The following is an 11,854-nucleotide window of genomic DNA, read 5'->3' as shown; positions in this document are numbered from 1 at the left end:
CGTGCATATAGTGATCTTTTAAGACTGCATTTTGCAATAATCTGGCCTTTGCTTTTCTGTTCCGGAACAATGCTTGCTTTTACAACATATGGCTTTTTTTCATGGACATATCTTATAATCGCCGCTCTCATTGGTCTTTTTGGTTTTGAAGCAGGAATGGTTCTAAACGACTATGTTGACAGATTTTATGACACAAAAGATATTGAAAATAGTATGACAAATTACTGGCGGCCTTTTAAAACACGACCTGTTGCTATGGGTTTAATTCCAGCCAGAAACGGACTCATACTTTTTGTCCTGCTTGCATTAACTGCCTTTTTTCTGTCTCTTCTACTTCCCTTTCCGCATTCTCTGTTTGTTATTCTAATCATGGTTTATTGCTATACAGTAGAGGTTTTTTATCAGGTAAAGAAGCGAAATCAGAAATTTCCTGTTGCCCAGCTTGTAGGGCGGACTGATCTAGCCCTTTTTTTGGTTGCAGGTTATCTTGTTGCCGGAATGCCGGATTTTACAGCCTTTATTTGCTTTCTCTTTTTGTACACATATGCTATCGGGCATCTTGTTGTAAATGATCTTGCGGATCTAAAAAACGATTTTGCCAGAGGTATGAAGACAATTCCAGTGCTTTATGGAGTTAAAAAAGCAGTTATCTGGGTTATAGTCTGCACAGTTCTTAACGGCATTACAATTATATTTTTAGCCTCTTTTCTTGGATTGTTAAGCCAGGCAGGTTTAATATTTGGTTTTATCATCCTTTTAATTGCAAATCTAATAATTATCCATGGAAAAGGAGAAGAAAAAGGAGAAAGAGAAAGAGGAGAAAAAGAAAGAGAAGAGGAAGGGGGAAGGAAAGGGAAAGAAGAAAAAGAGGGAGAAAGAGAGGTAAAAGAAAAAGAGAAAGCAATAGCTATCGCAAAAGCGGCAATGAAGGCACTGCCTTTATTCCATGTGGCAATGTTTGTTTACTCACTGAGTCTTTTATTTTCATTTGTATAACGTAATTGTATAACTTAAGTTTGCCCAGGTGTATCTGGTTGTAGTTAGGCGTGGCCGTATCCATCCTGATTACATATAGCTAATTAAAAAAAATTAAAAATATATCAAAATAATATACCAAAATACTCCAATTTAATAAGAAAAAAATCTGAATTTAACCTAAATATTCTAGTGTTAACAGAAACATTTTGGTTTTAAAACAGAGTGCTGATATGGAAACCCCCGTTCTTCCCAAAATATATATATATTGCACTTGTTTTCCACGGCTCTCACCGTATAATTTTTATGGACATAATATTATTTAATGGTGTTGTTGCATCTTCTAATGACGTCAATCTAATTTTCACATCAAGTCATTACTCAAAAATATTTTTTACTTCACTCTGCTCGTCTTCTATATTCAATTTTTATTAATTTATGTACTTGTTGCTTTCTCTTCATAAGTAAGTCCAAAAACGGTGTCTGCCATCCACTTTCTGAATGATTCATTATCCATAAATTGCTTAAAAAGTTCAGTATCGTCTTTGAGTACTGCGGTCATTACTCTGCGGAGTGCCTTATCATGTTCAATACGTGCATTCTGTTTATCTGAATTTTTCTTTGCATTCTGATAAGCAGGATCTGCCAGAACACGTGCAGGGATCTCTTCTGTAATCATTTTTTGTACACGATCATCGTTTGACCACTTGATATTGCCAAACATGTCATTGAAAGTTCTGATGATATTTGATAGTCTGTCAAGTTCAGGCTCAGGTTTACGTCCCCCTCCACTGGCAGGGACAGGCTCGATCTCAGAGTCCTGATCGGGTAGCTGGATTTGCATAACGGCCTGTTTTTCAGCTCGGTAACTGTCCATATCAATTGTCTCAAGAATACCTTTTGAGAGATCATCTGACACAGGTGCTGGAAGTTTTGGAATCAGGAAATTGAGGAACATTGAGAGTTTTTCCCAACCTGCATTTGTGTATGGCAGGATTGTTGCAAGGAATCCATATGTCCTCACGAATACCTTTGCTTTGCTTTTGAAATCAACCTGCCCGTCCTCATCGAGATCTTCTTTGTATATTGCCACACAGGCATCCAGAACGGGATCAATCCTGTCACGGTCTGCTCCTCCCAGGTAGAGAGTGACAAGCTCTTCGATATCCATGTCTGTATATACCTGATAACTATCGAGGTCTGCTTTCAGATCATGGAGCTTGTTTGGATCGGTCTCATCACTTAGTATAGTCGTCCGGTAATAATCTGCAAAAGCAAACTGAATTACTTCTGTCTTATTCATAAAGTCAAGGACAAAAGCATCATGCTTTTTCGGATGTGCACGGTTAAGGCGTGAGAGTGTCTGAACTGCCTTTATACCTGAGAGTGCCTTATCGACGTACATCGTATGCAGCAGAGGTTCGTCATAACCAGTCTGGAATTTATCAGCACAGATCAGGAAACGGTAGGGATCTTCTTTGATCTTATCGGCAATAGCTCCGGACGGGAAACCGTTGAGAGATGCTTCACTGACTTTTTCTCCCCTGAATTCAGGCTCTCCTGAAAATGCAACTATTGCTTTGTAAGGGCTTTTCCGCTCTTCAAGATAATCCTTTACTGCAAAATAATACTGGATCGCTCTCTCTATACTGCTTGTTACCACCATCGCACGTGCCTGGCCGCCGATTTTGTTTAATGCAATTACCTGTTCATGGAAATGATCAACCATGATCTCTGCTTTGATACGGATTGCATGATCATGGCTCTCTACATATCTACGGAGTTTCTTTCTTGCTCTCTTTGTATCGTATTCGGGGTCGCCTTCGATGGTTTTGATAAGCTTATAATAACTGTTAACGGGGGTGTAATACTTCAGAACATCAATAATGAATCCTTCCTGGATAGCCTGTTTCATCGTGTAGCTGTGGAAGGGCACATGTCTTACAGCACCATCCGGCTGGGGGAGAGGTTCACCAAATATTTCAAGAGTCTTGTTTTTGGGAGTGGCAGTGAAGGCAAAATAACTTGCATTGGACAGGAGTTTTTTCCCTTCCATCTCCCTGTTTATCTTATCTTCTATTGTTTCATCCTCATCGTCAGAATCTGATTCACTTAAAGTCCGTGAGAGGGCCGCAGATGTTTTGCCTCCCTGACTTGAATGTGCCTCATCGATGAGGATTGCAAAGCGGCGGCCATGTTGTTGCCTTCCTATTTCATTCTGGATGAACGGAAACTTCTGGACAGTTGTTATGATGATCTTCTTTCCGCTTTCGATGAAGTTTCTAAGATCTCCTGAATCATCGGCATGTCCAACGGTTGCACTGACCTGTGCGAACTGCTTTATGGTGTCACGGATCTGTTTGTCAAGGATTTTCCGATCTGTGACTACAATTATCGAATCAAAAACCTTCTTTTCATCCCTTTCAAGAGGTATCAACTGATGGGCAAGCCATGCAATTGAATTGGATTTCCCACTGCCTGCAGAATGCTGGATCAGGTATCTTTTACCCGCACCATTTTCCTGTGCGTCTGCAAGCAGTTTTCTGACCACGTCAAGCTGATGGTATCTCGGCCAGATCTGGACGTGTTTTTTCCTGCCGGTCTTCTCATCTTTGAATTCAATTATCTGGGCATAGTTTTCGATTATATTTGTCAGGCTTTTTCGGGTCAGGATCTGCTTCCAGAGGAAGTCTGTTTTTAATCCGTTTGGATTCGGAGGATTTCCTGCACCGTCGTTCCAGCCCATATTGAATGGCAGAAACCAAGACTCCTTACCCTTCAGCTCTGTGCAGAACCAGACTTCCTGATCATCAAGGGCAAAGTGGACTATACACCGGCCAAACTCGAAGAGCCTTTCACGTGGATCACGATCACGTTTGTACTGCTGGATTGCATCCTCTACCGTCTGCTTTGTCAGGCTGTTCTTCAGCTCGAATGTTGAGACAGGGAGACCGTTGATGAAAAGACCGAGATCAAGTGCAATTTGTGTTTCATCCCGGCTGTAACGAAACTGTCTTGTAATACTGAAGATATTTGCATCATACCGTTCTTTTGCTACAGGGTTTCCGGGAGAAGGGATCCCGTAGAAGAGGGAGATGTGGTGAGGGCCGTGCTGAATACCGTTTCTGAGGACTTCGATTGTGCCGCGTTTACTGATCTCCCCCTGGAGTCTCGCAAGAAACTTGCGCCTGACCGGACCGTCTTCATCAAGGCCAAGTGATTCTAGAATTTCAGGCTGTGTCTTGTCGAGGAAATTTCTGAGTTGAATAATATCAACACAGTATTCACGGTCATAATCTGTCGGGCTTCCGCAGATCCAGCCTGCTCCATATACTGCCGGCCTTTCGGCCACTTCCTCCGGCACGCCCCCCCTGTCACATGGAGCGCCGGTGAGATATGTGCAGATCAATTTCTCAAGCCCTTTTTCACTTGTGTCGGTTTTCATTTTCTCCCTTTTCTGCAATTTTTAAGCCAGTGTTATTAAATTAAAATTTTATTGCCCAATGCTAAAACCTTTCCCTGTTTTTTCAATTAAAAATGGTAACTCTGAGGGACAAACTGAATTTTCATGAAAGAAAAGTCCCCCTAAATATTCCCTTCAAAAAATTAGAGGAAAATCTGATTCAATTCTCATTTTGTTCAAGATTTGGATCAACCTCACCTTCGATTAAATCATAGTCCCCTGTATCACCTTCAAGTTCAATCTCCTCAATATCATCCGGCTCTTCAATTTCTTCAGGAAGCCTTGCCGCCGCGTCCCTGACATCAAGCTTTCCGGTGACGACATCGGAGATCAGGCGGGTGTGGTACTCGGTAAGGAGAGCGATTTCACTAATCTCCTTATCCATGGCTTTATCTATGTCACTTGTTTCTTTTTTTAGAAATTTGATGATTTCCGTTTGTTCAAAAAATGGTGGAAGTAAGAACGGTTGATCCCCAATATCCCCAATACTTACTGCATCATATGTTGAGCCAGTAGAAACGAGTGTTAAACCTTCTTTACACGCTTCAAGAAGATAGTAGGCATATTGTATCTCCATTTTTTTTGAATTTACTTTTAAAGCGCATAAACCACGACCAATTCCATAAATTTGATTGGAAAAGTTCATTTTTCCAACAGGTGCTCTTACAGACAACAATATTGCATTTTCTGGACTTTTCTTATTTGGAAAAAGACAAAATTGTGTAGGATTAGGATATTTCTTTCCAAAATCAGCACAACCCTGGAGGAAAGGTATACCTATAGGATCATCGCTACAATCTTGAGAGGGTGGCGATTGCCCCATTATTACATTCATTACTGTTTTTAACCTCCTAATTTCCCAATGCTCAGGAACATCCCCAAGCCACTCGACACCAGAAGGCTTCATCCTGACATTCGGATCAAGGCCACGGGTGACGGCCTGATTGATTATTGCCTGCTTTTCCTCTTCGAGGAGTTTGATAAGCTTCTTTTTTGAGTTTATTGACTTTCGGATGCGTTTGTCGATGTAATCGAGGAAGCGGACGATTGCGGCTTGTTCGTCTTTAGGTGGACATAAGAATCTTATATTTAAGAAATCTTTAGGGTATAGACGAAGACGAGAGGTTGTTATACCTGTTGAATTTATTTTGTAAAATGTTTTGTATGGAATCGACCTCAAAAGAATGTCCAAGAATTTGAAATTATAGTTATCTCTGTTGATTTGTTCGTATGTATGATATGAGGAACTAATAATCCCATGGTACTGTGAAACTCCAATGGGACCCATCCATGCCCACATTGTGTTTATTGCAATTTGACCAGGTTTACAAAGCTTATAGCCAATGTAACTTTCTGCCTTAAACATATTGATATTTTTTTGGTTTCGTGGGGTTACACCTGTAATGTGAGATACAGAAAGAAGTTCTTCAGCTCCAGTTTCACTTCTTTCATCCACTTCTCGGAAGTAAAATTTACTTCTATTAAAGTACCAATGTTCAGGAACATCCCCAAGCCATTTAATGCCAGAATCTTTGTAAGACTGATAGGATCTAAGATCTGAGGTCATAGACTACAATCTCCACCTGGTTGATCCTTGTCAATTTTCTGTCCTTGCCAATCCTCTGAAATATCTGACCAATTGATCTCACATAAAACCTCATGCCCCTCTTCATCTTCACCTATCCATGATCCCCAGAAATCCGGATCAGCAGAACGAGGTTGTTGCGACAGGGGTAAATCATTCATTTTAACCAATACTGGAAGCTCTGATGCCCAACCAAGAAGGATTCCATTCTGTGAAGGTAATAGAGGAAGTTCTCGAAGAAGACCTTTCAAATTATCGGGAACTAATCTGTGAACAAGTTCCTGATCACGGTCATTAGTTATTCTGTGTAAAAGAAACGTATTACACTGTGAAAGAACTGTTGGAGACAGTTCTGAAGGTCTTTGAGATGAGAGCACAAGTCCCAATCCAAATTTTCTTCCTTCCCTAGCGATCTTCTCAAAAACATGACAGCAGATAATGGCAGTATCGTGGCTTTCGACATCTACATTATATCTCTTAATGAAGTTATGTGCTTCATCCATTACAAGAACTGTCGGAAGGACCGAATTATTTATTTTCATATATCTTTGGAGCGATTCAAAGATCATACGAGCTATTACCGCTGTTAAGATGTGAACAACTTCTGTAGGAACTAAAGACAGGTCGATTACAGAAATACAGCCATTCTCAGCTTTGTCACTTCCAATATAATCTGAAAGCCACTCCTCCAAAGTAATATCCAGAGAATTACTAAGAATAGGCTTCATGCGGACATCCGTGAGTAATGTTCGAATTCTAATTAATAAGGTTTCAACGTGATCTGAAACATTCAACATTTCAGCAACAGCCTCAATACTCCGAAGTAAAGCATCTTCATCGAATTGACATGGGGCATCGACATCTAATGGCAGGCCATCTGAATCTGAACCCCCAAATGCACTATGGGCATCACTTGTCAATTGAATTAAATTATTGATTTCTTGTAATGTGAAATCGCAATGAGCATACTTTATTCTTCGGGGTTCGCAAAGCGATTCCATATATTCAATTAAGCTTTTAAGCTTCTCTTCTGTTTCGCCAGAAAAAAGATACAGATTTGGCTCAAGCCCTTTTTTCCATTTTTCTAGTTTTTCATGAAAGTTATTACTTCTTGGAAAACTACCCCAAGGATTCCCAGATTTCTTTTCAATTTGAATGGTAGAAACTATTGTTCTGAGAAAAACCCTCATTTCATGACTTGAATCATTTACCGGTTCATCTTTTCCTTCCTTCACATATCTTAAAGCATGAATCAGAGTCGGCCTCTGTGTTTTAGGACTTGCTTGAGTAAAAGAAGACCATTCGGTACTATTCCATAACCATAATGGCACCTTAAGAGTCTCTTCATCTTTATCGGGATTAACTTTAAAAATCCTGACATTTGATTGAGGAATAAAATCAGAAAATGCACGAGTATATTCGCCGTTTGGGTCTAATATTATGAATCTGGCATTTGGTTGCTTAGAACTGATCTCTTGAGCTTGCTCAAGATTCCAACGGATTAACCCAGCTATTGAACATGATTTCCCACTCCCTGTGTTCCCAAGTACTGCAAGATGACGACCAAACAACCGATTCGGATCTATTCGAACCTCTGCATTACCTGCCAATGGGCTTATTCCGATTTTTACACGTCTATTATCTCCAGATTCAACAATTGACCGAAGTTGAAGATCGGTCGGAAGCAATACAGCAGAACCAACGGATGGCAATGCATCAGCTCCTCTTTGGAAGATATATTTATCCGAATCACGAGGATTTTTTCTTAAAGTGCCCAAAGGATTAAGGCTCAATTTACGCAGGGGATAAGGAAGATCCACTAAACCGAAATCCTTCATTCCTCCCCTTTTTGGAAATGCAGATCTTTCAACAGCAAGCCATACGATCTGACCGACGAGAAAACCATCATCAACTGGGATTAAAGCATAGCTGTTAACACGAGGGAATGGCCTAGGTCCACCTGAATTTAATGTAACAGATTCAGGAGTTTCGATGTCAAGTACTACTTTAATTTCATCAGAAGAAACAAAATCAACCGTCCCGATTTGAAGGCTAAATGAGTGTTCAAAGGGAGTTTGACTCATAAGAAGAATCTCCTTCACCAATCACGCTTATTTTTTCTTCATTAGCATGATCTGGAGTGGTACCCCATCGTGCTTTAAGAAGTTCTGACATTCTAAAAGTCGTTCGATCAATTGCTGGCTTTGGCAGATAATAATCTACAAGATTCTTAAGATCTCCAAGATGGTCCCCTATCAGGAGAGTTATTTGTGCTGATCTTCCCAATCTCTCATATGTATTGATAATTCTATCCAGTGGGTCATCATATGATATTATTACCAAATGTGCTGATGGGATTGTTAACATATCTTCTATCACTCGATTGATATGTTCATCACCAAAGCCATATCCATAACATACTAGAGTACTATTTGGTCTGCATATTGCTGCAGCTAAATCACGGAATAATTCAACATATGGATATGATGCTGTCTCTTTATCTTTGGAAGCATTAGGATAGATCATTAATTGCAATGCTCCTGCACCCTTCAAACCAGGAGTACTTAAAAAAGTATTGACATCCTGAGCTCCAAAAGGAAGGCCAATTCTTTGGATGGATTTATTATTATCTACCCAATCAACTGAACCATGAAGTTTCGTGAATTTAGCAACTCCTTCAAGATATCGTGGTTCTCCTCTAATACCTGGAGGGTTATAATGCATGTCTACATCAATCCGAGACGAGCGGAAAATAGGAACCAATGTTCCAATGAAACGATCAATTAATCTTAACCCAGATAAGTCTGCACCAGCTTCTATACAGCGGTCATAATTAGTTGTAAAAATCTGTAAGCGATCTCGAGTACCAGTTCGGCTTGCAAAACTCATCAAAAAACTTACAAGATAATTAAAGGCTTTCTCACGTTTCTCTGCATTTGCGGATATTAATCCACTTTCGCCTTTTAAAATTGAATTTGCAAACTCATCAAGGATTGAATCTAAATTGTCATTTAAAAGGAGGAGATTTTGTTTTTCTGTTGAATCATCTGATTTTGTTGATGCAATTACTTCAAGTCCTCTAAGAAGTTCATTAGCTACACGAATTTGATCTTCAATATTCCCTTCTTTTCTCCCTGCAGCTTTTGCTGATTCTTTTGCTTTTTGATCAATTTCTTTATCAAAAATTTCAAATTCAGCTTTATTCATTCCGGGAAGCGTTTTATCAGTAGCCATTATGTGAAGAGCCTGTGTAAGACCCGAACCAACTAGTAAAGAAAGATGTTCTGATTGAAAGAGAGCCGTTAACCACGGTTCTATACGTGACCTTAATTTATCGGGTCCAAAAGAATCCTGTGGTTTCATCCATGGACATGTTGAACCTTCCTTTAGCTTAAATAATTGAAGTCCCGATGTATCCTCATCATCTAGAGAAAAACATATCGGACTATGATCATCATGACATTTGAGAATTTGAACCTGTTTTTTCGGGATGTCTGCTGCTTCCTTATCCATAATTATTTCCCTCCAATAATCATATCAAGCAATCCTTCACTTTCCTTTCTGACCTGCAGGATATCGCCCCTTATCTCATCAAGAGACCTCATCGGCTGAGGCTTATAGAAATATCTCGTGAAACTGATTTCATATCCTGTCTTCACGCTGTCCGGAACATACCATGCATCAGGTGCATAGGGCAGTACTTCCCGTCTGATGAATGTCTCAATTCCACCTTTTTCAAGAAGCGGAACCTGCTCTGTATCCCTGAGATCAGAATCAGTTTCATATTCTACAACAGCTGGTTTACCATTGATTATAACCTCAAAAAGACCCCTGATAGGATCGGGACAAGTGCCTTTCTTATGGATCTTCTTAATCACTGCCGGGGCAGTTTCATCCCGTTCACAGGTCTCTTTCAGCTCCTTGATCTCTTTTGCCTTGTAGACCCGTTCCCCGTCAACTCCTTTCAACCTTAGCGGCCTTTCCACTGTTACCTTCCAGTAACCAAATGCAGCATTTTCAAAGATTTTACTCTCTTCAGTCTCCTTAAAATCGAGAAATGCATCAGTGATTAATTTGCACTCATCCTCAGAGAAATAACAGTTCTTCTTGCCAAGGTTCTTTCTAAGAGGCTTGTACCATTTCGTGGCATCAATAAGCTGGACTTTACCTTTGCGATGTTCAGGCTTGCGGTTGGAAAGCACCCAGATATAAGTGGCAATGCCAGTGTTGTAGAACATATTCAGGGGAAGTGCAACAATTGCTTCCAGCCAGTCGTTCTCAATAATCCAGCGGCGGATATTACTCTCGCCCTGGCCGGCATCGCCTGTGAAGAGCGAACTTCCGTTATGAACCTCGACTATCCTGCTGCCTAAGAGAGTATTGTGCTTCATCTTCGAGAGCATATTGACAAGGAAAAGAAGCTGACCATCTGAAGAACGGGTTATTAGTGAATATTCAGGATCACCAGCATGCTCTATTATGAACCTTGGATCTTTAACCGAGCTTTTACCACCCATACGTTCAAGATCACTCTTCCAGCTCTTGCCATATGGAGGATTGCTGAGCATAAAGTCAAATTCATGTGAAGGAAATGCATCATTTGAAAGGGTAGAGTATTCGGGACCTCCTATAATATTGTCAGCCCCTTCACCTTCCCCTTTAAGGAGCATGTCTGCCTTGGCAATAGCGTAGGTCTCTGAATTTATCTCCTGCCCATAAAGATGGGTTGCAACTTCTTTGTTTTGTTCTTTAGATAAGTTCTGAAGTGTTTCATCGGCGACGGTCAGCATACCTCCCGTACCACAGGCCCCGTCATACAGGAGATATGTTCCCGATTCGATCTTGTCAGCAATTGGGAGAAAGATAAGTTTTGCCATAAGTTTGACAGCATCACGAGGAGTCCAGTGCTCACCGGCTTCTTCATTATTATCCTCATTGAATTTTCGTACCAATTCTTCAAATATTGTACCCATTGCATGATTGTCAAGGCTGGGATATTTTATAGAGCCGTCACCATTAAAAACAGGATTTGGGCTCAGATTTATTTCAGGAGACAGGTATTTTTCAATTAAAACTCCTAATTTATCGGCTCTTGATAATTTTGGGATCTGGTTTCTAAACTCAAAACTGTTAAGAATATCCTGAACATTTTCTGAATAGCCATCTAAATAAGCTTCAAAATCTGCCTTTAACTGTTGCTGACTTGCCCGGCTCTTCAGGTCACGTAATGTAAATTTTGATGTATTATAGAATGCCTGCCCTGCTGCCTGTCTTAATGCTTCTTCCTGATTTACAATCCCTGCTTCATCAAGAGATGATTTCATATCGAGAACAGCTTGTTTTGTAGGTTCTAAAACTGAATCAAGACGGCGTAAAACAGTCATTGGAAGAATGACATCGCGATATTTTCCACGAACATAAACATCCCGGAGAGCATCATCGGCGATTCCCCAGATGAAATTAGTAATCCAGTTGAATTGATTATTTTGCATAGAATTTTCTACCTAATAATTTTTTTAAATGTAATTTTATTATGATTTTTTTGATAATACTACGAACAATTGAAATGTTATCTGCTGTTGACTTCAAATTATCTAAATTGAATTAAAAATTCTTTCTTCATAACCAATCAGATTAAAGATTATTATGAATTTTAAAAAAAATCTAAAAGCTTTTGCTCGTCAAAATTGTCTGAGCATTTAACTTCAAAACAGAGTGCTGATACGGGGATTTGAACCCCGGTCGCCGGCGTGAAAGGCCGGCATGATTGGCCCCTACACTATATCAGCAGGTGAATCATTGCCTGAATGATTGCTCTACTATATTTGCGA

At 40.0% G+C, this 11,854-nt stretch carries 6 protein-coding genes and 1 tRNA gene; 1 reads left to right on the top strand and 6 read right to left on the bottom strand.

Annotation, left to right across the window (positions count from 1 at the left end; translation table 11 throughout):
• The coding region (locus tag ACTB1O_RS11520; protein ID WP_462995283.1) for a UbiA family prenyltransferase at positions 1 to 996 on the top strand (996 nt) is incomplete at its 5' end.
• 415 nt (positions 997 to 1,411) lie between these two features.
• Here the strand turns inward: ACTB1O_RS11520 and ACTB1O_RS11515 are convergent.
• From ACTB1O_RS11515 to ACTB1O_RS11490, 6 genes are all read right to left on the bottom strand, one after another.
• A complete protein-coding gene (locus ACTB1O_RS11515) occupies positions 1,412 to 4,420 on the bottom strand; it encodes a type I restriction endonuclease subunit R (RefSeq protein WP_462995282.1) in 3,009 nt (1,002 codons plus the stop codon).
• Positions 4,421 to 4,598: 178 nt separating this feature from the next.
• Positions 4,599 to 6,005 carry a restriction endonuclease subunit S gene (locus ACTB1O_RS11510; RefSeq protein WP_462995281.1) on the bottom strand — a complete coding sequence of 469 codons (1,407 nt, stop codon included), beginning with the start codon at positions 6,003 to 6,005 and terminating at the stop codon, positions 4,599 to 4,601.
• Positions 6,002 to 8,107, bottom strand: a complete 2,106-nt coding sequence (locus tag ACTB1O_RS11505; protein ID WP_462995280.1) for an ATP-binding protein — start codon at positions 8,105 to 8,107, stop codon at positions 6,002 to 6,004. Before ACTB1O_RS11505 ends, ACTB1O_RS11510 begins: the two co-directional genes overlap by 4 nt.
• Positions 8,088 to 9,536, bottom strand: a complete 1,449-nt coding sequence (locus tag ACTB1O_RS11500; RefSeq protein ID WP_462995279.1) for an SIR2 family protein — start codon at positions 9,534 to 9,536, stop codon at positions 8,088 to 8,090. The genes ACTB1O_RS11505 and ACTB1O_RS11500 overlap by 20 nt, the downstream gene beginning before the upstream one ends.
• 2 nt (positions 9,537 to 9,538) lie before the next feature.
• Positions 9,539 to 11,515, bottom strand: a complete 1,977-nt coding sequence (locus tag ACTB1O_RS11495; RefSeq protein ID WP_462995278.1) for a type I restriction-modification system subunit M — start codon at positions 11,513 to 11,515, stop codon at positions 9,539 to 9,541.
• A 224-nt stretch (positions 11,516 to 11,739) separates the two neighbouring features.
• Positions 11,740 to 11,812 (bottom strand) — tRNA-Glu (locus ACTB1O_RS11490).
• Between the last annotated feature and the right edge of the window lie 42 nt (positions 11,813 to 11,854).

Source organism: Methanomicrobium sp. (genome assembly GCF_055145805.1).
This window is presented reverse-complemented; position numbering and strand designations above follow the sequence as displayed.

Coding starts and splice junctions, on each gene's coding strand:
- ACTB1O_RS11515 (WP_462995282.1), bottom strand. CDS start 4,420: ATGAAAACCGACACAAGTGAAAAAGGGCTTGAGAAATTGATCTGCACA.
- ACTB1O_RS11510 (WP_462995281.1), bottom strand. CDS start 6,005: ATGACCTCAGATCTTAGATCCTATCAGTCTTACAAAGATTCTGGCATT.
- ACTB1O_RS11505 (WP_462995280.1), bottom strand. CDS start 8,107: ATGAGTCAAACTCCCTTTGAACACTCATTTAGCCTTCAAATCGGGACG.
- ACTB1O_RS11500 (WP_462995279.1), bottom strand. CDS start 9,536: ATGGATAAGGAAGCAGCAGACATCCCGAAAAAACAGGTTCAAATTCTC.
- ACTB1O_RS11495 (WP_462995278.1), bottom strand. CDS start 11,515: ATGCAAAATAATCAATTCAACTGGATTACTAATTTCATCTGGGGAATC.